The following is a 21,506-nucleotide window of genomic DNA, read 5'->3' as shown; positions in this document are numbered from 1 at the left end:
TCTTTCGTTCATGGAACCTCCAAGTTGGCGAAATCATATCGCCCTTAAGAGGTGTCCGGGATTATTAGGCCAGTTCAAGCTCGCTCCCACAGGGTGTGCGTTGTACACAAATCCTGTAGGAGCGAGCTTGCTCGCGATGACTGACTCAAGATCACTGAAAAATCAGAGCACAGTCGGCGCATTCGGCACCACCATCTCCCCGGCACAGGCACCGCGCAACTGTCCCTCGAACTGCTCGATAATCGTCGCCCAACCCTGGCGACTGGCATGCTGGCGCGCATTGAGCCTGACATTGCGCAAGGCTTCCCTTTCCTCCAGCAGCCATGCCGCTGCATCGCAGAACGCTTCTTCATCCCCCGGCATCGCCAATACGCCGTTGTAGCCATGACGAATATGCTGGGCCGCCGCCGCCTGGTCGTAGGCCACCACGCCGAGCCCCGAGGCAAGTGCTTCAAGCACCACATTGCCAAAGGTTTCGGTCAGGCTCGGAAACAGAAACACGTCGCCTGACGCGTAGTGACACGCCAGGGCTTCACCCCGTTGGGTGCCGCAGAAAATCGCCTCGGGCATTTCGTTTTCCAGTTCCTGGCGCTGCGGGCCATCGCCGACCACGACCAGTTTCAGCGTGCGCTGGGGATAACTCGCCTTGAGGGTATTGAAGGTGCGCTTGAGCAGGCCGAGATTCTTTTCCGGGGCCAGGCGTCCGACATGAATGACGGCGATGTCTGCCTCGGCCAGCCCCCATTGCTCGCGCAGGGCATTCAAGCGTTTGGCCGGGTGAAACAATTCGCTGTCGACCCCTCGGGACAGCAACGCCAGGCGCTCGAAATGCCGCCGCTCCAGTTCCATGCGTTGGCTGACGCTGGGCACCAGGGTCATGGTCGAGCGGTTGTGGAACCAGCGCAGGTAGTGAGTCAGCAGGCGCGTGAGCAAACCAAGCCCGTACTGGTTGGAGTACTGTTGGAAATTGGTGTGGAAACCGCTGACCACGGAAATTCCCAGTCGCCGTGCCGCACGCAACGCAGAGAGCCCCAGCGGGCCCTCGGTGGCGATGTAGAGCACATCCGGGCGGTGACGCGTCCAGCGCCGCAGCAGCTTGTGCATCGACGACTGACCCCATTGCAGGCCGGGATAGCCCGGCAGTGGCCAGCCGCGGCACAGCAGCAATTCATCGTCGCTGCCCAGTTGCTGGTCGCAGCCCTGACGCGGCCGCACCAGCTCCACTTGATGCCCGCGCGCGCGCAAACCGTCGCACAAGCGACCAAGGGTATTGGCCACGCCGTTGATTTCCGGTGGGAAGGTTTCGGTGATCAGGGTGATATGCAGAGCTGTCGTCATGACCCCAGTGTCGGCTGGGGCCATGTCGTCAGTGTGACGTCGGGATGATGGATTTGTGACTCAGCGCTGGGTCACCAGGTTTTCTGCCCCGCGCTCACGCACCCAGAACAGCGTCGCCCCGGCCACGGCAGCCGGCATCATCAGAATGTTCACCACAGGGATCAGCAGCACCAGGTACACGCTGCCGCCGAAGCTCATGCTCTGCCAGCGCTTCTCGCGCAGCCAGGCGAGCATCTCGTTCCAGCCCAGCTTGTGGTTGTCCGCCGGGTAGTCGATGTACTGGATCGCCATCATCCACACCCCGAACAACAGCCACAGCGGCGCGGCGATGATGTTCACCACCGGGATGAACGAGAGGATGAACAACCCGATCGCCCGGGGCAGAAAATAGCCAAGCTTGCGCATTTCCCGGGCCAGGGTACGCGGAATCATGGCGATCAACTCGCCCCAACTGAAGGCCGGGAAGTCGTCGGTGCCGCGTACCACCACTTCGACTTTTTCTGCGAGGAAGCCGTTGAACGGCGCGGCAATGACGTTGGCGAGCATGGTGAAGGTGAAGAACACCATCAACACCACCAGCACCACGAACAATGGCCAGAGGATGTAGCTGAGAAAACTCAGCCAGTCGGGCAGCGATGGCATCAAGGTGTCGACCCACAGGCTGAATTGATGGCTGGCCAGGTAGATCAATCCGACGAACAGCACCAGGTTGATTGCCAACGGCAACAGCACAAACAAACGCAGGCTGGGGCTCAACACCAGCTTGAGGCCTTCGCGCAGGTATTGCGGGCCGGACAGTACAGGGGCGGGCATAAGGTGCTCCGAGCAGAGGGAAAACGCGCCGACCTTACCGGCTTTGCCTTGCAGGCGAAAGCGCGGTGGCGGTATCGACATTCACTGTAACAAAGACGTCGATATCGTCGGTCAGATGCCATAGAGACCACCTATGAGCTGGATTGTTAAACCGTATTTCCTTAATCTTCGCCCCCTCGATACGCTGCACCCAATCTTTTTACAGGACGGTCGGGTCAAGCCTTCCCCAAGTGCTTTCAACCGTTCTTTTTTATTCCAGCCGGCAATCCGGCGTTCCGTGCCAGGTAATCCGGGCCGGTCAACAGGAGCAGGTCATGTCTGAAGTCCGTCATTCGCGAGTGATTATTCTCGGTTCCGGCCCTGCCGGTTACAGCGCCGCGGTCTATGCCGCCCGTGCCAACCTCAAGCCACTGCTGATCACCGGCATGCAGGCCGGCGGTCAACTGACCACCACCACCGAAGTCGACAACTGGCCGGGCGACGTCCACGGCCTGACCGGCCCGGCGCTGATGGAGCGGATGCGTGAGCACGCCGAGCGCTTTGAAACCGAGATCGTTTTCGATCACATCAATGCCGTCGACTTCGCCGCCAAGCCATACACCCTGACCGGCGACAGCGCGACTTACACCTGTGACGCCCTGATCATCGCCACCGGCGCCAGCGCTCGTTACCTGGGCCTGCCATCGGAAGACGCGTTCATGGGCAAAGGCGTTTCGGCCTGTGCGACCTGCGACGGTTTCTTCTATCGCAACAAGCCGGTGGCCGTGGTCGGCGGCGGCAACACCGCTGTTGAGGAAGCCCTGTACCTGGCCAACATCGCCAGCAAAGTCACCCTGATCCACCGTCGTGAAACTTTCCGCGCCGAGAAGATCCTGATCGACAAGCTGAACGCCCGTGTCGCCGAAGGCAAGATCGAGCTGAAGCTGAACGCGACCCTGGACGAAGTGCTGGGCGACAACATGGGCGTGACCGGTGCCCGCCTGAAGAACAACGACGGCAGTTTCGACGAAGTGAAAGTCGACGGCGTGTTCATCGCCATCGGCCACACCCCGAACACTTCGCTGTTCGAAGGCCAGTTGACCCTCAAAGACGGCTACCTGGTTGTGCAGGGCGGCCGTGACGGCAACGCCACTGCCACCAGCCTCGAAGGTATCTTCGCCGCTGGTGACGTGGCTGACCACGTGTACCGTCAGGCCATCACCTCGGCTGGCGCAGGTTGCATGGCGGCACTGGATGCCGAGCGTTACCTGGATAATCTGCAGAACGCTTGATTCTGTAGAAACGAAAAACCGGCTTCGGCCGGTTTTTTTGTGCCTTCGGAAAATACACATGTCCCTGTAGGAGCGAGCGCGCTCGCGATGGTCGTCAACGATAACGCTGGGAGCCTGACACCCCGCAGGGCTCTCAGGTTCTTCGCGAGCATGCTCGCTCCTACAGTGGGCGCTGGATCAGGCCAATTTCTTCAGACACGCCTCAAGGATATCCAGCCCTTCCTCCAGCACCGCAGCCTCGATGGTCAGCGGCGCCAGCAAGCGAATGATGTGCCGCGACTTGCCGCTGGGCATCAGCAGCAAACCGGCGTCGCGCGCCAGTGCCAGCAGTTGGGTCAATTGTGTCGGTGCGGGCGAGCCATCGGCGTTGATCAGCTCGATACCACGCATGGCGCCGACGCCGGTCAGGCGTCCCAGGTACGGCGTCAGGTTGTTCGCGCGCCAGGTTGCATGGCGACCGACAATCGCTTCTTCCTGTTGGGTGCCCCAGGCATGCAGGTTGGCATCGGTCATTTCGTCCAGGGTTGCCAGTGCCGCTGCACAGGCGATGGGATTGCCGGAGTAAGTGCCACCGAGTCCGCCCTTGGGCAAATTGTCGAGCAGTGACTTGCGCCCGACCACCGCACCCAGCGGCACGCCGCCGGCGATGCTTTTGCCGAGCAGGATCAGATCGGGCTCGATGCCCAGTCGCGAGAACGCGAAGCGCTGGCCGGTACGGCCGAAACCGGACTGGATTTCATCGGCGATCAGCACAATGCCCTTGTCGTCGCAGAACTTGCGCAGCGCCTGGGCGAACTCGACGTCCATGGCCAGGAAACCCGCTTCACCCTGCACCGGTTCGACGATAAAGCAGGCGACGTCTTCGACATCGATCTCGACGCTGAACAGGCGCTCCATGGCCTTGAGGGCCTCGGCACAGGTGACGCCGTTGTCCCGGCTGGGGAAGGGCAAGTGAAACACCGGCCCCGGCAACACGCCGACTTTTTGTTTGTACGGCGCGACTTTGCCATTGAGGTTGAGGGTGGCCAGTGTGCGGCCGTGGAAAGCGCCGTCGAAGGCGATGACCGCGCTGCGGCCGGTGGCGCCACGGACGATCTTCAGGGCGTTTTCCGCCGCTTCCGCGCCGCTGTTGGTGAGCATGCCGCTGACCGGGTAAGCCACAGGCATGAATGCGCTGAGGCAATCCATCAGTTCGAGGTAAGGCTCATGGGGTGCAGCGTTGAACGCGTAGTGGGTCAGACGGGTGGCTTGTTCGCGAATGGCTTCGACGATGCGCGGATGGCAATGGCCGAGGTTCAACACGCCGATGCCGCCGACAAAGTCGATGTAGCGTTTGCCATCGGTGTCCCAGACCTCGGCATTCTTGCCGTGGCTGAGCGTGACAGGGTGAACGATGTTGATCGACTGGCTGATGGTTTCGCTGCGCATGAATGACCGGCTCGGAAGAAGGAGGACTTCTTTTTATCTAAGCCGTGAGCGGTGGTACGGGGCAAACGAAATAAAGTTGCCGGGTCAATCTTAAAAGTCGGGTTGTGCTTGTGATCAATTGCGCGCCATGAACGCAAAACCTGTAGGAGCGAGCTTGCTCGCGATGGTGGTGAACGATGACGCTGGGAGCCTGACACCCCGTGGCGTTCTTCAGTCCATCGCGAGCGGGCTCGCTCCTACAAATCAAATCAGCGGCGTGTCAGCGGCTGTTGAGCGAACTTCACACCGGCCAGACCATGGGCGATCAGCGCGCGGATGTTGCCGTGGTCGCTGCCTTCCGGCGTTGCCAGCACCGAGCGGTAATGCTCGCCGAAAGCCAGCAGGGCTTCTTCATCGCTCAAGCCTTCGAGCAGCGCCAGGCCCAGGGTCTTGCACGAGCCTTCGTTCTGCCCGGCCGCGTTTTCCACACCACCGTTGTTGAAGGCCTGAGGCTGGTAGTCGTATCCGGCGGCAATGAACGCCAGGGTGTCGGCGAAGGCGTGTTCGCCGGTCTTGAGGCTGGCGCGCAGGGTGTTCAAATCACTCATTGGGTTTTCCTTTGGCGAACGCCGCTTGCTGGTCGGCGCTGGCTTCTTGCTGATATTGGGCTTTCCATTCGGCGTACGGCATGCCGTAAACCACTTCGCGGGCTTCGTCGAGGCTGACCTCGATCTGGCGGTCGTCGGCCGCGGCCTTGTACCACTTGGACAGGCAGTTGCGGCAAAAGCCCGAGAGGTTCATCAGGTCGATGTTCTGCACATCCTTGCGGCTGTCCAGGTGGGCCACCAGCCGACGAAAGGCGGCGGCTTCGAGTTCCAGGCGTTGTTGATCGGTCATGGCGGTCTCTGCGAGACAGCTTCAAGCGGCAGGCTTGAAGCTGCAAGTTGGATGGCGGTGGCTTGAAGTCTACCGCTTGCGGCTTGAAGCTTGAAGCTCAGCGGCTTGCCGCGAGTGTGATCGACACCGACTCGGCGAATCGCAGCGCGTGGGGCTTGTCGACCTCGACCTCGGCGTACAGCACCGATGCATTGGCCATCACCAGGTCGAGAATTTCCTGGGTCAGGCGTTCGAGCAGCGCAAAGCGGTTGCCTTCCACATGGGCGATGATTGCCTTGGTAATGGTCCGGTAGTTCAACGCGTGATCGATGTCGTTGTCCCGTACCGCTTCCTGGGCTGCGTACAGAATGGTGAGGTTGATCAGCACATCCTGCTTGTTGAGGATTTCATCCTCGTTGATGCCGATGAAGGTACGCAGGCACAGGTCTTTGACCCGGATGCGTGCCATGCCTGGCTGAAGTTGTGGCATTGCTACTTGCTCCGTCCAATCAATTGCAGGAACTCCTGGCGGGTATTGCTCGACTCGCGGAAGGCACCGAGCATCACCGAGGTGTTCATGGTCGAATTCTGTTTCTCGACGCCGCGCATCATCATGCACATGTGCTGCGCCTCGATGACCACTGCGACGCCTGCCGCGCCGGTCACTTGCTGCACCGCGTCGGCGATTTGCCGGGTGAGGTTTTCCTGGATTTGCAGGCGCCGGGCGAACATGTCCACCAGCCGCGCGATCTTCGACAGGCCCAGCACCTTGCCGGTTGGAATATAAGCCACATGCGCCTTGCCGATGAAGGGCAGTATGTGGTGTTCGCACAGCGAGTACAGCTCGATGTTGTCGACGATTACCATTTCATCGTTGTCGGAGGCGAACAGCGCGCCATTGACGATCTCTTCGACACTTTGCTCATAGCCATGGCAAAGGTACTGCATGGCTTTGGCTGCACGCGTCGGCGTATCGAGCAAGCCCTCGCGGTCGGGGTTTTCACCGAGACCGATGAGGATCTCTCGATAATTCTGGGGCAGGGATAACGTCATGGAAAATCCTCGCGGGACACTATTTGATGTGCCTTCCGCCATTGACGGTCAGGGTGGTGCCGGTGACATAAGGGTTGTCGAGCAGATAGCGCAGGCTCTGGTAGATCACTTCGCAACCGGGTTCGATGCCCAGCGCGGACTTGGCCAGCGCCTTGGCGCGGTAGGCCGCGTCGTCTTCAGGGTTGAACAGTAGCAGGGCCGGCGCGATCCCGTTGACCTTGATGGCCGGCGCGTACCGGGCGGCGAAGGACAGGGTCAGGCTGTCGAGCCCGGCTTTGCTGGCGCAATAGCCGATATGCCTGCTGCTGCCCTTGCGGGTCACGTCATCGCTGATGTGCACGATGTCGGCGGGGCTCGAGCGTTGCAGCAGGTCGGCGCAATGCAGGTTGATCAGGTAGGGCGCCAGCATGTGCACGCTGAACATGCGGGTGAATGCCGCGGCGTCGGTGTCCGGCGTTTCAGCCAGCCATTCGGAAGCGTTGTGGACGATTGCCCGCAGGCTGTCGGTATGGGTTTTCAGCTCGTTGATGAAGGCGAAGATCCCGGCCTCGCTGGCGAAGTCCGCGAACACAGCGGTGGCCCCCAGGTCGCGCAGGGCTTGTACGCCGGGACGCTCGCTGCGGTAGCTGAAAATCACCCGATGGCCATCTTCCAGCAATCGCCGGGCGCAGTGCAGGCCGACACGCTGGCCGGCGCCGGTAATGAGGACAGGGGCTGCGGAAGAAGTCATGAACGGCTCGCATCGCGGTGAGAGCAAAACTATACCAGCGACGGGAGCGCTCTACCTATTGCGAGGGAAACAAGTGTGGGAGCGAGCTTGCTCGCGATTGCGGACTGTCAGACGACACATATGTTGACTGACACGCCCTCATCGCAAGCAAGCTCGCTCCCACAGAAGGGATCAATGATTCTGTGTGGAGGGTTCGGCACGCAATGGGCGTGCCGGCGTGCTGTTCAGCCAGCCGGCCAGCAAACGGGTCGACAATGGAATGAACAGGTAAACCATCAGCGGCGTCAGGCACAGGGTGCTGATGAAAACCCGCGGCAGCAGGCTCATGTCACTCAACAGCGGCCCCAGCACAAAGTTGAACAGCAGCGAGACCGGAAAGAACGCCAGCCAGATCGCCACGGCCTGTTTCCAGCGTGGCGGGCGTTGACCGACGGCACCGAACCAGCCCTCGATGCCGCTGACCCGGTGTTCTGTCGGGTGGGCGAACAAGTCGCCGCCACGTCCGAGCCAGGCGCTGCGCGAAGCGGAATGTTCCCAGGCCTGCAGGGTCTGCTCGTCGGCGAAGCGGAAAATGATCTGGAATTCGTCATCGCCGGGCGGCGGAGCGAGCACACCGGAGCCGAGATAACCGGGAAAATCGGTGGCCAGTTGTTCGCCTTCGCGCAGCCAGGCGATCAGGTCCTGGTAGCGTCCATTGGCAACGCGGCGTGCAACCATCAGCGTGACGGGAGGGCTAGACATTGTGTATCTCCGTAAGGCATTTGCGTCGCTCCGGATAGGAACTTCGCCAGGCACAGCGCCGGGGTGGTGGGCTGCGACTCGAAACAAGCAAGGATTATTCCTGATTCAGTCAATCGCGTCTGCGGCGTTTTTCGCTCGTTCGCGGCATGGAATTTTTTTACGGAAACTTTACGGGGCAGGGGCGTTAGAATACGCCTTGGACGATACAAGGATGTTTCAACAGGATGCCCATGTTCACAGACGTCGCTTCAGGCTCCACGCAGGCCGTCGCTCTCGAACAGGAAGAGCTCTTTCCCATTCGTGAGGTGGCGCGACTGACAGGTGTAAACCCGGTCACGCTTCGAGCCTGGGAGCGACGATATGGCCTGATTGTTCCAACGCGCACCGACAGTGGGCATCGACTGTATTCGATGTCCGATATTGAGCGTGTCCATAGCATTCTCGGCTGGATCGAGCGCGGGGTTGCCGTCAGCAGGATCGGCAAGATCCTGGCCAGGACCGAGCCACTCCAGGCGTTGTCGCATATCATCCCCAACAACCTCGTGGAAGCCGATTACGCGCAGTGGCGGCAGCAGATTCATGTTGCGGTCAACGGGTTTGACGAGCTTCGGCTGGAGGAGCTCTACGGGCAAGTCTTTTCCAGCTACTCCCTGCCGGTGGTGTTCCAGGGCATTCTGATGCCCGTCTGGAAGCGGTTGTTGCAACGCCAGGACCAGTTCGGCGGCACCAGCGAGTGGCTGTTCCTGGATGGTTTTTTGCGTTCCCGGGTGTTGCAGCGTCTGTTGTTGATGCGCGAAAAACAGCCGCGTCGCGTGGTCATCTGTGCCCTGGATGGCAATTGCCGGGAACTGGAACTATTGGTCGCCGCCCTGTTCCTGAGTTCCGGGCCATTGGCCGTTCGCGTACTGAACATGGGCCAGCCATTCGAGGAACTGGCGCTGATGTGTGAAAGGATCAAGCCCCTGGCTCTGGTGCTGTTTTCCAATCATGTGCCGGCTCCCGAGTTGCCGCGGCGTCTGAATCGCCTGGCCATGAGTCTGGAGTGCCGATTGTTGTTGGCCGGCGATGCTTCTGATCTGGCACAGGAAAGCCTGGCCGGGTCATCGATCGGTTGCCTGGGCAATGAAGGGGAGGTCATGAGCCAGCGTCTGAAGCAGTTCCTGGCGGGTACTCTGGATACTTGACGTTCAGAGATGCAGCGCGGGATGAGTCAAACGATGCTGTTGCAGGATGAACTGGCGCAGACGCTCGGCTTCATCGGTATCGCTCAGGCTCAGTTGATAGGCGTAGAAGCCCTGTTCGTTTTCTTTCTCGAAAGTACCGCGCAAGGCAATCCGCTCGTAGCCTGAGGGGCTGAACCACAAGGCGAAATGCTTCGGTGGTTTGGTCCTGTTGCGAGCTTCCAGCAAAACCCCTTTGCACGACACTTCGTGTACCCACAGGGTGCCGGGTTGACCCTTGGCGTTTTCCAGCGCTACCGGTTCGTCCAGTACCAGGCGCCAAGGCCGGACCATCGGCCCGTCTTCATAGATGCTGGGCACGCCGAGGCGCAAATGCAGCGCATGGAACTCGTCTTCCACCAAGTGCAGGGGAAAGGTCATTTGCTGGTTTTCGAAGCTGGCTTGAATGGTGACCTGCTCATGGGCCGCCAGGCGGGTGAGCAGGTCACGGATTTGCGACCCACCGTTGACGAGCAGGCTCGACGTCGCGTCCCGCACATTGAGTTGCGGGTTGTGTTGCATTGTCTGGATGAAATCCAGCTCATCCTGGGTCAGGAGCGCGTCGCGTTGCATGGCCAACTCGAAAGATGTAGTTACAAAGTCATTGGTGATTGTAATTACTGACCATTAATTCTGAGTTTCGTTTGCGCCGTTCGTCGCCTTGAGCGCAGCAAGCTCGGCCTGGAGTTCAGCCAACTGCCTCTCCAGCTGTGCCACGCGCTGTTGCGCCTTGATCTGCACAGTGACGTCTTTCTGTACGCCGACAAAATAGGTTTGCCCGTCCGCTGGATTTTTCACCGTTGAAAGGGACAGCTCGTTCCAGAACGGCGTGCCGTCCTTGCGGTAGTTGCGCAGTATTTCCCGGCAGGATCCTTCACGGTTCAATGCATCGCGAATCAGCGGCAGCGCTTGCTGATCGCGGTCCCCCGACTGCAGGAAGCGACAATCCTGATAGAGGATTTCTTCACTGGAGTACCCCGTCAGGCGTTCGAACGCGGGGTTGACGTAAATGAGGATCTTGTCCTGATCGCCTTCCTTTTCGGCAATCACGATACCGTCGTTGGAGGCGTTGATCACCATTTGCAGCAGTTGTGCATTAATCATCGGAGTATCCTTTCCTGATTGATTGTCAATTGCATTCTAAAAGAATAATCACAACCGTGGTGTTAATATCCGGGTCTTTCACTCGGATTCAGGATCAGCTCGATGAAAGTCGCCATCATTTCCGGCTCGGTGTACGGCACGGCCGAAGAAGTTGCCCGCCACGCAGCCAACCTGTTGAACGCCGCCGGTTTCGAAACCTGGCACAACCCGCGTGCGACCCTCGCCGACATCCAGGCGTTTGGCCCTGAAGCCTTTCTGGCGGTGACCTCGACCACCGGCATGGGTGAGCTGCCGGACAACCTGCAGCCGCTGTATTCGACCATTCGTGATCAATTGCCAGCAGCCTGGCGCGGTTTGCCGGGCGCGGTGATCGGATTGGGCGATGCGAGTTATGGCGATACTTTTTGTGGCGGCGGCGAGCAGATGCGCGAATTGTTCGCTGAGCTTGGCATTCGCGAAGTGCTGCCGATGCTGCGCCTGGATGCCAGCGAAACGGTGACCCCAGAGACGGACGCCGAGCCTTGGCTGGCGGACCTGATCAGTGCACTGCGCGACTGAGCGTTGCCCCGGCCCTATGCCTGTCAGACCCCTGCTGGCGCCGGTCGTTTGACATGGAACCAGGACGGCAGGGCGGCTGACTCGCTGGGCCATCAAGCTGGCTGCCAATGCAACTACACGAACCTCAAGGGCTGACTAGACTCGGTGGACATAGGAAACACTCCATAATAAAAACACCGAGGCTCCTTGCCGTGACTGTCCCTCCCGTCCAATCGCCACCCAGTGTCAAAGACCAGGTCAGTGCTGCCGAGTGGCAGACCCGCGTCGACCTGGCAGCCTGTTATCGCCTGGTCGCCCAACATGGCTGGGATGACCTGATCTTCACCCATATCTCCGCCAAGGTGCCTGGCACCGAAGATTTCCTGATCAACCCGTTCGGGTTGATGTTTCACGAAATTACCGCGTCGAGCCTGGTCAAGGTGGATCAGGCCGGCAACAAGTTGATGGACAGTCCTTACGAGATCAATCCGGCGGGTTACACCATCCACAGTGCCGTGCATGAAGCCCGTCACGATGTCGTCTGCGTGCTCCACACCCACACGGCTTCGGGGGTGGCGGTGTCGGCGCAGAAGCAGGGTGTTTTGCCGATCAGCCAACAGTCGTTGTTCGTGCTTTCCAGTCTGGCCTACCACGCCTACGAAGGCGTGGCGCTCAACCATGAAGAGAAAGTGCGGCTACAGGCCGACCTCGGTGAAAACAATTTCCTGATGTTGCATAACCACGGTCTGCTGACCTGCGGCAGCACCATCGCCGATACGTTCCTGATGATGTTCACCTTTCAGCGTGCCTGCGACATTCAGGTCATGGCGCAAAACGGTGCCGCTGAACTGATCGCCATCGAACCGCAGATTCTGGCCGGCGCCAAAGCCATGATCGCGGGTGTCACCCGAAGTGCTCAAGGAATGGGCGGAGCGCTGGCCTGGCCGGCACTGCTGCGCAAACTCGATAAACTGGACCCGGGTTATAAACTCTGATGGAGCTCGCCGAGATCCCCTTGTGTGTCTGGCGCAAACGCAGCCAGACGTTCGTATTCCGTGGCCAGAGCATCCGCTACTGGGCAGCAGGCCAGGGTGAGCCGCTGTTGCTCATTCACGGCTTTCCATCCGCCAGTTGGGACTGGCATTACCTGTGGCAGCCATTGGCCCAGCGCTTTCGCGTGATCGCTTGCGACATGCTGGGCTTCGGCGATTCGGCCAAACCGGCGAATCACGAATACAGCCTGCTGGAACAAGCGGATCTGCAACAGGCACTGCTTGAACACCTGAATGTCGAGCAGCCAGTGCACCTGCTCGCCCACGATTACGGCGACAGCGTGGCTCAGGAACTGCTGGCCCGGCATTACGAATCGCGGGTGGAGCTGGCCAGTTGCGTGTTTCTCAATGGCGGGTTGTTTCCGGAAACCCACCGCCCGGTACTGATGCAAAAACTCTTGCTCAGCCCTTTGGGCTGGATGATCGGCCGCGCCTTCAGCCGTGATGGCCTGGTAAGAAGCTTTCGGCAGATTTTCGGTCCGCAAACCCGTCCCAGTGAAAGCCAGATGGATGATTTCTGGAGTCTGGTCGAAAGCCATCAGGGGCCACGGATCATGCACAAATTGATCGGCTACATCCCGGAGCGACGCGTCTGGCGCGACCGCTGGGTGAGCGCGATGCAACGCGGTGAAGTGCCGCTGCGAGTGATCGATGGCGGGGTCGATCCAGTCTCCGGCGTGCACATGGTCGAGCGTTACCGGGAGTTGATCCCGGAGGCGGACACGGTAGTGTTGCCCGACATTGGCCACTACCCGCAGATCGAGGCGCCCTGCGAGGTGCTCAAGCACTACCTGGCGTTTCGCGATCAATTGCTCTTGCCGCCGCGCAAGGTGGCGTGTTCCTGAACCTTAAGATGAACTGTTGTGGCGAGGGGGCTTGCCCCCGTTGGGCTGCGCAGTGGCCCCAAACCATACGGCGCAGTGATTCAGGTATAACGCGTTTAGCCGGTTTACGACTGCTTCGCAGCCGAACGGGGCGATGCGGCGATCCGACAAGCCCCCTCGCCACAGGGTTCGTGTCCATTTCTCTATCAATCATCCCCCAGCCTTATCGCGCACCATTCAGCCTCTCCCGTGTTCATTGTGACCCGCTGCGCCGTGCCTGAAACTCGGACTCACTGTCCCTTGGCCTGCTGGAGTCCCCCCATGAATGAGTCTGTGCGCTTCGAAGATAAAGTCGTGATCATCACCGGAGCCGGTGGCGGCCTGGGACGGACGCATGCACTGTTGTTCGCCAAACAGGGCGCCAGGGTGCTGGTCAACGATCTTGGCGGCTCGGCCCAGGGCGAAGGCGCCAATGCCTCGGCCGCCGACCGCGTGGTCGCGGAGATTCGCGAGGCCGGCGGCCTTGCCGAAGCCAACCACGACTCGGTCACTGACGGTGACAAACTGGTCCAGCACGCCCTGGACGTCTTCGGTCGCGTCGACGTGGTGGTCAACAATGCCGGGATCCTGCGGGACAAGACCTTCCACAAAATGGATGACGCCGACTGGGACCTGGTTTACCGCGTCCACGTCGAAGGTGCCTACAAAGTCACCCGCGCCGCCTGGCCGCACATGCGCGAGCAGAATTACGGCCGGGTGGTTTTCACCGCGTCGACCTCGGGCATCTATGGCAACTTCGGCCAGTCCAACTACGGCATGGCCAAGCTCGGTCTCTATGGCCTGACCCGCACCCTGGCCATCGAAGGCCGCAAGAACAACATCCTGGTCAACGCCATCGCCCCCACCGGCGGCACGCGCATGACCGAAGGCCTGATCCCGCCGCAAGTCTTCGAACAGCTCAAACCCGAACTGGTCAGCCCGCTGGTGGTGTACCTGGCCAGCGAGAACTGTCAGGAAACCTCCGGTCTGTTCGAAGTCGGCGGCGGCTGGATGGGCAAGGTCCGCTGGGAGCGCAGCCTCGGCATCGGTTTCGATCCACGGGCCGGCTTCTCCCCGGAAGACGTGGCGGCGCACTGGCAGCAGATCTGCGACTTCGAGGGCGCAGCGCATCCGAAGGACAACATCGAAGCGCTGAAGGAAATGATGGGGAATTTGCAGAAATATACGCTTTGATACCACCGGCAAGGTCACATTGACTGACCTTGCCGGTTGTTGCATTTGTCGGCTGCAAAGCGGTTTGCCAATGGTCAGCCGGGAAAGTATTTGACGACCAGCGCCTTCAGGTTGGCGGCTGTTTGCGCGTCCATTTTTCCATCGAAGTTTTCCGGGCGAAAATGCATCTGGAATGCCCGCACCAATTGTTGAAAACCGCCTTCCGTGGAAGCCCCCGAAACATCGTATCCATAGGATTTGAACAGCCCCAGCAACGCGCTTCGGGCTGGAACCCCCGATGTGTTGTATTGGTGCAGATACTCGTCCCGAGTGGCTTCATCGAACCAGGCGCCGACACCTTTCAAGTAAAGCTCCCGCCAGGGAAACATCGGCCCCGGGTCACTTTTGCGGCCGATCGAAACATCGGAGTGGCCCAGAACCTGCGTCGGCGTGATATCCGGGTAGCGCATGAGGATATTCAGTGCCAGTTGTTCAATCGCAGCAATCTGCTCGGGGTGATACGGCGGAAAGGTGAATTCGCCCTTGTTGTCGGTCGCCAGGTTGACGATTTCAATGCCGATGGACGTATCGTTCAGATTGCTGCGGCTACCCCACTGACTGACACCTGCGTGCCACGCGCGATAGGTTTCATCCACCAGGCTGAAAACTTCCTGCCCGGTATGGCCGGCTTTCAGGTAACTGGGGTCCGTGATATCCGGAACCAGATAGTGCGCGCTGACATTGGGGCCGGTCAGGGCACTGACAGAACTCGCAAAGTCAGCGGCCGTGTAGTGAAGAATCAGAAAGCGTATTCGACTGTTGAAACTTCTGGTTGAGCGATACCGGTTGTAGTTGATGGATTTCATGGTTGCACTCGCAATAAGTAGGTTTGAAGTCGGACGAAGATAAAAGTCGTTCGCCGACTTGCTGTTCAACTTAAAGACTTGAGTGCTTTTGGTGTTTACCTATGCTTGTAGGTACTTTCTGAAAGAAAAGTAGGTATGCGAAGCTTTGCCTGGATACTCCGGGGTCACTGACTGGCAGCTGTTAATTATCAAAAACCATCGCCCATAAAAAAGGCCGCTGCAAACGCAGCGGCCAAAGTAAGACGTTGGATCAGGAGCTACAAATCAACGTCAGTGAACACAGGGTGACGAACCGAATCCTCGATTCATCTGAAGTCTCTCAGTCACGGCGCAGGCGGGTACAGGGTGCCTGCGGTGGTTTACTGTGACAGTGAGGTAAGAATAAGCCCTCGGCGCTGTAGGAAAAATACCAATTCCCGACATGCACTGTTGCAGCCCCGGCAACAGTCGGGATTCGGGTGCTCGTCGTCTGTGCCAGTCATCCTTTAGAGGTACACCACGAATACCTCCTTGGTGCGCTTATCGACCCCCGGTGCCCGGCAGTAGGGTGAGGCCTTCTGTCACTCACCGGGGAAGACGCATGACAAAAACAACAATGCGCGCCATCTTCACACCGCAGGCGCTGGCGGTTGCGGTCGCATTAGGCTGTTGCGCCCAGGCGCAGGCCCTTTCATTCAACATCGGGGAGATCGAGGGGACGTTCGACTCCTCGTTGTCGGTCGGCGCGAGCTGGGGCATGCGTGACGCGGATAAATCCCTGGTGGGCATCGTCAACGGCGGCTCCGGCCAGTCTTCGACCGGTGACGACGGGCGATTGAATTTCAAGAAAGGTGAAACCTTCTCGAAGATCTTCAAGGGTATTCACGACCTCGAACTGAAGTACGGCGACACCGGTGCGTTTGTGCGTGGCAAGTACTGGTACGACTTTGAACTCAAGGATGAAAGCCGCCCCTTCAAGGACATCAGCGATCACAATCGCAAAGAAGGCGCCAAGTCTTCAGGCGGACAAATCCTCGACGCTTTCGTCTATCACAACTACTCCCTCGCCGATTTGCCGGGCACGGTCCGCGCTGGCAAGCAGGTGGTCAGTTGGGGGGAGAGCACGTTCATCGGCAACTCGATCAACAGCATCAATCCGGTCGACGTGTCCGCGTTCCGTCGTCCTGGCGCCGAGATCAAGGAAGGCCTGATCCCGGTCAACATGTTGTTCGCCTCCCAGGGGCTGACGGAAAAGCTCACCGTGGAAGGCTTCTATCAACTGGAGTGGGACCAGACGGTCGTCGATAACTGCGGCACTTTCTTTGGTGTCGATGTGGTGGCGGACGGCTGCAACAAGGGCTACACCGTCGCCAACCCGGCCATTGCACCCTTACAGCCGATTGCGGCTGCCTTTGGCCAGGGCTTCGAGGTCAGCAAGGAGGGAGTGATCGTTCCCCGTGGCGGTGACCGCGATGCCCGGGATTCCGGGCAGTGGGGTACGGCGCTGCGCTGGCTGGGGGACGACACCGAGTACGGCCTGTACTTCATGAACTACCACAGTCGTTCACCGAATGTCGGGACCACCACCGCCGGCCCCGGTACGCTGGCAAGCATTCCGGGAATCGTTGCCACCGCCAACCGCATCGCGCCCGGCACCGGTTCAGGCCTGGCCCAAAGTGTGATGCTCGGTCGCGGCCAGTATTACCTCGAATACCCTGAGGACATCCGCCTCTACGGCGCCAGCTTCGCCACCACGTTATCCACCGGCACCGCGTGGAGCGGGGAAATCAGCTACCGTCCCAACGCCCCGGTGCAGGTCAACACCAATGACCTGACCCTGGCCTTGCTCAACCCTATCGCGGGCGGAGCAGCATCGCCCATTGCCACGTCACCGGGGGCCGACAACAAAGGCTACCGCCGCAAGGAGGTGACGCAGATCCAGAGCACCCTGACGCACTTCATCGATCAGGTCGCGGGTGCAGATCGCCTGACCCTGGTAGGCGAGGCGGCGGTGGTTCGGGTCGGTGGTCTGGAAGCACGCACCAAACTGCGCTACGGCCGCGACTCGGTGTATGGCCAGTATGGATTCGGCGGCGATACCGACGGCTTCGTGACCTCGACTTCATGGGGTTATCGCGCCCGGGCCATCCTCGACTACAACAACCTCATCGCCGGGATCAACGTCAGGCCCAACCTCTCGTGGTCCCACGACGTCGCAGGCTTTGGTCCCAACGGTCTGTTCAACGAAGGCGCCAAGGCCATCAGCCTCGGTGTCGATGCGGACTATCGCAACACCTATACCGCCAGCCTCAGTTACACCGACTTTTTCGGCGGCGACTACAACGTCCTCACCGACCGTGACTTCGTGGCGTTGAGCTTTGGTGTGAACTTCTGATCTGGCTGAAAAGGATGAATTCAATGCGCAAGATGATTCTGCAATTGGGCACCGTTCTGGCCCTGAGTCTGCTGGCCGCCAACGTGATGGCGGCGGTGTCGCCGCAAGAAGCCAACACGCTCGGCACCAGCCTTACACCGCTCGGTGCCGAGAAGGCCGGCAATGCCGATGGCTCGATTCCGGCCTGGACCGGCGGTATCCCGAAAAACGCTGGCGCGGTGGACAGCAAAGGTTTCCTGGCCGACCCGTTCGCCAGCGAAAAGCCGTTGTTCGTGATCACCGCGGCGACTGTCGACAAGTACAAGGACAAGCTCTCCGACGGCCAGATCGCAATGTTCAAGCGCTATCCAGAGACCTACAAGATTCCGGTCTACCCGAGCCATCGCACCGTGGCGTTACCGGCAGAAATCTATGAGTCGGCCAAGCGCAGTGCGCTGAACGTAACACCGATCAACGAGGGTAACGGTCTGGCCAACTTCACTGGTAATCGCTACTACGCATTCCCGATTCCGAAGAATGGCGTGGAAGTGATCTGGAACCATGTCACTCGTTACCACGGCGGCAATCTGCGCCGCACCATCACCCAGGCGACACCGCAGTCCAATGGCGACTTCACGGTGATCCGCTTCAAGGACGAAGTCGCCGTGCCGTCGTTGCTCAGCGATCTGAAACCGGGCAGCGACGATAACGTCCTCAACTACTTCAAGCAGGAAGTGACCGCGCCGGCGCGGCTGGCGGGCAACGTGTTGCTGGTCCACGAGACCCTCGACCAGGTCAAGGAACCGCGCAAGGCCTGGATCTACAACGCTGGCCAGCGCCGGGTACGGCGTGCGCCGCAGGTCGCTTATGACGGTGTCGGCACCTCATCCGACGGCCTGCGCACTACCGATAACTTCGACATGTTTTCCGGCGCGCCGGATCGCTACGATTGGAAACTGATCGGCAAGAAGGAGATGTACATTCCCTACAACAGCTACAAGCTCGACTCGCCCAACCTCAAGTACACCGATGTGATCAAGGCCGGGCACATCAATCAGGACCTGACCCGCTACGAGTTGCACCGTGTCTGGGAAGTCGTCGCCACGGTCAAGCCGAGCGAGCGTCACGTGTACGCCAAGCGCCACATGTACATCGACGAAGACAGCTGGCAAGTGGCGCTGGCCGACCACTACGACGGGCGTGGTCAACTCTGGCGCGTCGCCGAAGGGCATGCCCAGTTCTACTACGATCACCAGGTGCCGGCCTACACCGTCGAAGCGCTCTATGACCTGATCGCCGGTCGCTATATCGCCCTGGGAATGAAGAACGAAGAGAAGCGCAGCTTCGAATTCAACATCGATGCAAAAGCGGGGGACTACACGCCAGCAGCCTTGCGGAGCACGGGAGTCAGGTAGGTTTCCTACAGGGCCTTACACAAAAGGGTGACTTTGCGGTCACCTTTTTTATAGCGGTCGATCAGTGTGTTGAATACTTCTTCAACAAGCGCTCGGGAGGGGGCTAGGGTGGCGCCAGAATTATAAAAAAGGCGCACCACAATGACTGCAATGACGCACTGTCTGGACCGCCCTGGCTTCCTGCCCCGACTGTCGTCCCATCATCTGTCCCGCGAGCGACTGATCGAGCCCATGCTGGTTTCGACCGCGCGGGTGAAGTTGCTTTGCGCACCGGCCGGTAGTGGCAAGAGCGCGTTGCTTACCGAATGCCTGCTGCGGGCGCCGGAGCACGCTCGGATCTGTTGGCTGCCGCTGGCGGGGGCGTCGTTGAGTGCAGCCGATTTACTATTGCGCCTGACGCAAGCGCTGGGTCTGCCCTCGACGGATGAGCCCGGGCTGTTGGCGCATCTGGCCCGATTACAGTCACCGACCTGGCTGTTTATCGATGATTACTGTCGAGCACCCAATCCGGAACTCGACCGGATGCTCGATCGCCTGTTGGCCGTCGACAGCCCGGCGCTGACCTGGTGGCTGAGCTCCCGTCGACGACCACCCTGCAACTGGCCGCGGCTGCTGCTCGATGATGAGTTGTACGAGTGCGAAGGCCGGACGCTGGCGTTTACCGAGTCCGAGGTCGGGCAGTTGCTCGGTCATGTCGAGCCGATCCTGGCGGCACAAACCGCCAAAAGGGTGGTTCAGCGCAGTGGTGGCTGGTGCGCTGGCGTGCGGATCGCATTGCTCAATGGTTGTCCGTGGTCGGGTGAGCAGGGGCGTTCGGCGACATTGCTCGATTATCTGCAACACGAGTTGTTCAACACCTTGCCGTCGGAGTTGGTTGAGGTCTGGAAGGTGTTGGTTCATCTGCCACGCTTCAACGCCAGCTTGTGCGAGCATCTTTTCGGTACGGGTGAGGGCGCGCAGTGGTTGCACGCGTTGCAGGACATGGGCTGCTTCATTGAACCCTGGGAAGACTCCGTCGAGTGGTTGCGGGTCTTCGAGCCACTGGCCCGGGAGATGCGTGAAGAACCGACCCCGGCCGGGCGGTCCTGGCATCGCCGCGCGTGCCAATGGTTCAGCGCCGAAGAAGACTGGCAGGGCGCCTTCGAGCAGGCGTTGCTGGCGCAAGAGCACGAGGTCGCGGTCAGCCTGTTGCAACACTTCAGTTTTGAGCATCTGTTCAAGCGTCAGAACGTCAGCTGGTTACTCAAGCTGCACGAGCAGCTGGGTGAACAGTTGACCCTGGGCACGCCGCAACGGGTGGGGTTGATCACCGCGGCGTTGCTGTTTGCCGGGCGTTTCGAGCAGGCGGCTGCCTGCATTGGGCAACTGTCCCGATTTGCCCCGCAACCGACGGCGTCCTTGCAACGCCAACTGCTGGCGCGTTGGCAGGCGCAACAGGGTTGGTTGCTGCATTTGCAGGGACGCCTGCCGGCGGCACGGGCGCATTTTATCGAGGCGCTGGACGAACTGGCGGCCGAGGCGTGGCCCGCCCGGTTGTTGTGTCTGTCCGGGCTGACCCAGCAAGCGCTGCTCAACGCCGACCTCGATGCCGCCCAGGCCTTCAATCGTGATGCCCTGTGCCTGGCGCGGGCGCAAGGCTCGTTGCTGTTTGAAGGCTTGCTCGAACTCGATCATGCGCAGTTGCTGGAGCAGCGTGGCGCACCGCGGCGAGCAGGGCAGTTGCTGGCCGACATCCATGAAATGCTCGGACGGCAGGCTGATCGACCGACGCCGCTGCTGGGACGAATCGCCCTGCGGCGTGGGCGCTTGGCCTTGTGCCAGGGCCAGGATGAATTGGCCGGTGAATGTTTTCAGGCGGGCCTCGATGACTGCCTCCACAGTCAGGACAAGCATGTCCTGTACGGGTTTCTCGGGCAGGCGCAACTGGCGGCCAACCAACGTGATTACGCCCATGCATTTGATCGTCTGCGCGAGGCCGAACGGTTGATGCAGCAACGGCAGATCCCCGACACGGTTTATCGCGGCGTGCTGCTGCAAATCAGCAGTCATTTCTGGCTGCAACAAGGGCGCCCGGAGCTGGCCCGGGAAGCGCTGACCCGGGTCTTGCGTCATTATCGTGGGGCCAACGCGCGCCAGGCACCGCCGGCCACGCTGCAACTGATTGCGCGTATCGAATACCAGTTGGTGTTGGCCGAGACTCAACTGCAACTGGTGCAACGTCCACTGGATCGACTCAGGGCGTTACTCGAACACGCGCAACAACACGCCATGCTGGCGCTGGAAACGGAGCTGCAATTGGCAATCTGCGAAGTGGCGGACCTGACGGGTGAGCCGGACACGGCTCACGCAGCGCTGGAGGCCGGGCTGGCGTTGGTCAAGCGTTGTCAGGGACAACAGGCATTGCGTGATTTGAACTTGCGACAGCCGAACCTGATCTGTCGTTTGCAAGGAGAGGAGACGGTGACCGCACTGACCCTGGATGCCAGCCTGCTAAGTTGTCGGGAGCTGGAAGTGCTCGGCCTGATTGCCCAGGGTAATTCCAATCAGCAAATTGCCGAGCAGCTGTTCATTTCGCTGCATACGGTGAAAACCCATGCCCGGAGAATCCATAGCAAATTAGGTGTTGAACGTCGAACGCAAGCGGTGGCGATGGTCAAGAAGTTGGGCCTGATCCTGCCCGCCTGATCATCGCCG

At 60.1% G+C, this 21,506-nt stretch carries 21 protein-coding genes; 9 read left to right on the top strand and 12 right to left on the bottom strand.

The window, feature by feature from the left end:
* Positions 1 to 162: 162 nt before the first annotated feature.
* Positions 163 to 1,362, bottom strand: coding sequence for a glycosyltransferase family 4 protein (locus tag AC1RDQ_RS28290; protein ID WP_218494933.1), 1,200 nt, complete (start codon positions 1,360 to 1,362; stop codon positions 163 to 165).
* Between the two features lie 36 nt (positions 1,363 to 1,398).
* Positions 1,399 to 2,151, bottom strand: coding sequence for a sulfate transporter CysZ (gene cysZ, locus AC1RDQ_RS28285; RefSeq protein WP_057716404.1), 753 nt, complete (start codon positions 2,149 to 2,151; stop codon positions 1,399 to 1,401).
* Positions 2,152 to 2,465: 314 nt separating this feature from the next.
* Here cysZ and trxB point away from each other — a divergent pair, with 314 nt between their 5' ends.
* On the top strand, positions 2,466 to 3,422 hold the full coding sequence (gene trxB, locus AC1RDQ_RS28280) for a thioredoxin-disulfide reductase (RefSeq protein ID WP_477763226.1): 957 nt from the start codon (positions 2,466 to 2,468) through the stop codon (positions 3,420 to 3,422).
* Positions 3,423 to 3,599: 177 nt separating this feature from the next.
* Here trxB and AC1RDQ_RS28275 read toward each other — a convergent pair whose 3' ends face one another.
* The 7 genes from AC1RDQ_RS28275 to AC1RDQ_RS28245 all read right to left on the bottom strand — a co-directional run bounded on the left by AC1RDQ_RS28275 (position 3,600) and on the right by AC1RDQ_RS28245 (position 8,229).
* Positions 3,600 to 4,850: a 2-aminoadipate transaminase gene (locus AC1RDQ_RS28275; protein WP_218494934.1), complete on the bottom strand. Its 1,251-nt coding sequence runs from the start codon at positions 4,848 to 4,850 to the stop codon at positions 3,600 to 3,602.
* A 248-nt stretch (positions 4,851 to 5,098) separates the two neighbouring features.
* A complete protein-coding gene (locus tag AC1RDQ_RS28270) occupies positions 5,099 to 5,437 on the bottom strand; it encodes a HopJ type III effector protein (protein ID WP_102669101.1) in 339 nt (112 codons plus the stop codon).
* Positions 5,430 to 5,726, bottom strand: coding sequence for a DUF1244 domain-containing protein (locus AC1RDQ_RS28265; protein ID WP_046040093.1), 297 nt, complete (start codon positions 5,724 to 5,726; stop codon positions 5,430 to 5,432). Before AC1RDQ_RS28265 ends, AC1RDQ_RS28270 begins: the two co-directional genes overlap by 8 nt.
* Before the next feature lie 97 nt (positions 5,727 to 5,823).
* Positions 5,824 to 6,195, bottom strand: coding sequence for a dihydroneopterin triphosphate 2'-epimerase (gene folX / locus AC1RDQ_RS28260; RefSeq protein ID WP_007970304.1), 372 nt, complete (start codon positions 6,193 to 6,195; stop codon positions 5,824 to 5,826).
* 2 nt (positions 6,196 to 6,197) lie between these two features.
* A complete protein-coding gene (gene folE, locus AC1RDQ_RS28255; RefSeq protein WP_008046221.1) occupies positions 6,198 to 6,758 on the bottom strand; it encodes a GTP cyclohydrolase I FolE in 561 nt (186 codons plus the stop codon).
* Between the two features lie 19 nt (positions 6,759 to 6,777).
* Positions 6,778 to 7,488 (bottom strand): dihydromonapterin reductase, encoded by a 711-nt coding sequence (folM, locus tag AC1RDQ_RS28250; RefSeq protein WP_090453111.1) that lies wholly within the window; start codon positions 7,486 to 7,488, stop codon positions 6,778 to 6,780.
* 171 nt (positions 7,489 to 7,659) lie between these two features.
* Positions 7,660 to 8,229 carry an antibiotic biosynthesis monooxygenase gene (locus AC1RDQ_RS28245; RefSeq protein WP_057716399.1) on the bottom strand — a complete coding sequence of 190 codons (570 nt, stop codon included), beginning with the start codon at positions 8,227 to 8,229 and terminating at the stop codon, positions 7,660 to 7,662.
* A gap of 224 nt (positions 8,230 to 8,453) precedes the next feature.
* On the opposite strand from AC1RDQ_RS28245, the gene AC1RDQ_RS28240 reads away from it, so the two are divergent.
* Positions 8,454 to 9,413: a MerR family transcriptional regulator gene (locus AC1RDQ_RS28240; RefSeq protein WP_218494935.1), complete on the top strand. Its 960-nt coding sequence runs from the start codon at positions 8,454 to 8,456 to the stop codon at positions 9,411 to 9,413.
* Between the two features lie 3 nt (positions 9,414 to 9,416).
* On the opposite strand, the gene AC1RDQ_RS28235 is transcribed toward AC1RDQ_RS28240, so the two are convergent.
* Complete coding sequence (locus AC1RDQ_RS28235) at positions 9,417 to 10,022, bottom strand: hypothetical protein (protein ID WP_057716397.1); 606 nt, start codon at positions 10,020 to 10,022, stop codon at positions 9,417 to 9,419.
* Between the two features lie 54 nt (positions 10,023 to 10,076).
* Positions 10,077 to 10,553, bottom strand: a complete 477-nt coding sequence (locus tag AC1RDQ_RS28230) for a PAS domain-containing protein (protein ID WP_218494936.1) — start codon at positions 10,551 to 10,553, stop codon at positions 10,077 to 10,079.
* Between the two features lie 102 nt (positions 10,554 to 10,655).
* Here AC1RDQ_RS28230 and AC1RDQ_RS28225 point away from each other — a divergent pair, with 102 nt between their 5' ends.
* From AC1RDQ_RS28225 to AC1RDQ_RS28210, 4 genes are all read left to right on the top strand, one after another.
* Positions 10,656 to 11,111 (top strand): flavodoxin, encoded by a 456-nt coding sequence (locus AC1RDQ_RS28225; RefSeq protein WP_218494937.1) that lies wholly within the window; start codon positions 10,656 to 10,658, stop codon positions 11,109 to 11,111.
* Between the two features lie 191 nt (positions 11,112 to 11,302).
* Positions 11,303 to 12,085: a class II aldolase/adducin family protein gene (locus tag AC1RDQ_RS28220; protein WP_218494938.1), complete on the top strand. Its 783-nt coding sequence runs from the start codon at positions 11,303 to 11,305 to the stop codon at positions 12,083 to 12,085.
* Positions 12,085 to 12,987, top strand: a complete 903-nt coding sequence (locus tag AC1RDQ_RS28215; protein ID WP_057716393.1) for an alpha/beta fold hydrolase — start codon at positions 12,085 to 12,087, stop codon at positions 12,985 to 12,987. Before AC1RDQ_RS28220 ends, AC1RDQ_RS28215 begins: the two co-directional genes overlap by 1 nt.
* A 300-nt stretch (positions 12,988 to 13,287) precedes the next feature.
* A complete protein-coding gene (locus AC1RDQ_RS28210; protein ID WP_492588735.1) occupies positions 13,288 to 14,199 on the top strand; it encodes an SDR family oxidoreductase in 912 nt (303 codons plus the stop codon).
* A gap of 74 nt (positions 14,200 to 14,273) precedes the next feature.
* Here the strand turns inward: AC1RDQ_RS28210 and AC1RDQ_RS28205 are convergent, their stop codons facing one another.
* Positions 14,274 to 15,044: an N-acetylmuramoyl-L-alanine amidase gene (locus AC1RDQ_RS28205; protein ID WP_492588734.1), complete on the bottom strand. Its 771-nt coding sequence runs from the start codon at positions 15,042 to 15,044 to the stop codon at positions 14,274 to 14,276.
* A gap of 580 nt (positions 15,045 to 15,624) precedes the next feature.
* Here AC1RDQ_RS28205 and AC1RDQ_RS28200 point away from each other — a divergent pair.
* From AC1RDQ_RS28200 to AC1RDQ_RS28190, 3 genes are all read left to right on the top strand, one after another.
* A complete protein-coding gene (locus tag AC1RDQ_RS28200; protein ID WP_492588733.1) occupies positions 15,625 to 17,418 on the top strand; it encodes a DUF1302 domain-containing protein in 1,794 nt (597 codons plus the stop codon).
* A gap of 23 nt (positions 17,419 to 17,441) precedes the next feature.
* Complete coding sequence (locus AC1RDQ_RS28195) at positions 17,442 to 18,812, top strand: DUF1329 domain-containing protein (protein WP_057716389.1); 1,371 nt, start codon at positions 17,442 to 17,444, stop codon at positions 18,810 to 18,812.
* A 141-nt stretch (positions 18,813 to 18,953) separates the two neighbouring features.
* Complete coding sequence (locus AC1RDQ_RS28190; protein WP_492588732.1) at positions 18,954 to 21,497, top strand: LuxR C-terminal-related transcriptional regulator; 2,544 nt, start codon at positions 18,954 to 18,956, stop codon at positions 21,495 to 21,497.
* Positions 21,498 to 21,506: the final 9 nt, after the last annotated feature.

It is taken from the genome of Pseudomonas sp. GW823-FHT02E01, from assembly GCF_058797535.1.
The sequence above is the reverse complement of the archived record's forward strand: the minus strand, read 5'-3'. Positions and strand labels throughout refer to the sequence as shown.

Bases quoted from the DNA above. Each gene is read 5' to 3' on its own strand.
- AC1RDQ_RS28290 (WP_218494933.1), bottom strand. From the start codon at position 1,362: ATGGCCCCAGCCGACACTGGGGTCATGACGACAGCTCTGCATATCACC.
- cysZ (WP_057716404.1), bottom strand. From the start codon at position 2,151: ATGCCCGCCCCTGTACTGTCCGGCCCGCAATACCTGCGCGAAGGCCTC.
- trxB (WP_477763226.1), top strand. From the start codon at position 2,466: ATGTCTGAAGTCCGTCATTCGCGAGTGATTATTCTCGGTTCCGGCCCT.
- AC1RDQ_RS28275 (WP_218494934.1), bottom strand. From the start codon at position 4,850: ATGCGCAGCGAAACCATCAGCCAGTCGATCAACATCGTTCACCCTGTC.
- AC1RDQ_RS28270 (WP_102669101.1), bottom strand. From the start codon at position 5,437: ATGAGTGATTTGAACACCCTGCGCGCCAGCCTCAAGACCGGCGAACAC.
- AC1RDQ_RS28265 (WP_046040093.1), bottom strand. From the start codon at position 5,726: ATGACCGATCAACAACGCCTGGAACTCGAAGCCGCCGCCTTTCGTCGG.
- folX (WP_007970304.1), bottom strand. From the start codon at position 6,195: ATGCCACAACTTCAGCCAGGCATGGCACGCATCCGGGTCAAAGACCTG.
- folE (WP_008046221.1), bottom strand. From the start codon at position 6,758: ATGACGTTATCCCTGCCCCAGAATTATCGAGAGATCCTCATCGGTCTC.
- folM (WP_090453111.1), bottom strand. From the start codon at position 7,488: ATGACTTCTTCCGCAGCCCCTGTCCTCATTACCGGCGCCGGCCAGCGT.
- AC1RDQ_RS28245 (WP_057716399.1), bottom strand. From the start codon at position 8,229: ATGTCTAGCCCTCCCGTCACGCTGATGGTTGCACGCCGCGTTGCCAAT.
- AC1RDQ_RS28240 (WP_218494935.1), top strand. From the start codon at position 8,454: ATGCCCATGTTCACAGACGTCGCTTCAGGCTCCACGCAGGCCGTCGCT.
- AC1RDQ_RS28235 (WP_057716397.1), bottom strand. From the start codon at position 10,022: ATGCAACGCGACGCGCTCCTGACCCAGGATGAGCTGGATTTCATCCAG.
- AC1RDQ_RS28230 (WP_218494936.1), bottom strand. From the start codon at position 10,553: ATGATTAATGCACAACTGCTGCAAATGGTGATCAACGCCTCCAACGAC.
- AC1RDQ_RS28225 (WP_218494937.1), top strand. From the start codon at position 10,656: ATGAAAGTCGCCATCATTTCCGGCTCGGTGTACGGCACGGCCGAAGAA.
- AC1RDQ_RS28215 (WP_057716393.1), top strand. From the start codon at position 12,085: ATGGAGCTCGCCGAGATCCCCTTGTGTGTCTGGCGCAAACGCAGCCAG.
- AC1RDQ_RS28210 (WP_492588735.1), top strand. From the start codon at position 13,288: ATGAATGAGTCTGTGCGCTTCGAAGATAAAGTCGTGATCATCACCGGA.
- AC1RDQ_RS28205 (WP_492588734.1), bottom strand. From the start codon at position 15,044: ATGAAATCCATCAACTACAACCGGTATCGCTCAACCAGAAGTTTCAAC.
- AC1RDQ_RS28200 (WP_492588733.1), top strand. From the start codon at position 15,625: ATGACAAAAACAACAATGCGCGCCATCTTCACACCGCAGGCGCTGGCG.
- AC1RDQ_RS28195 (WP_057716389.1), top strand. From the start codon at position 17,442: ATGCGCAAGATGATTCTGCAATTGGGCACCGTTCTGGCCCTGAGTCTG.
- AC1RDQ_RS28190 (WP_492588732.1), top strand. From the start codon at position 18,954: ATGACTGCAATGACGCACTGTCTGGACCGCCCTGGCTTCCTGCCCCGA.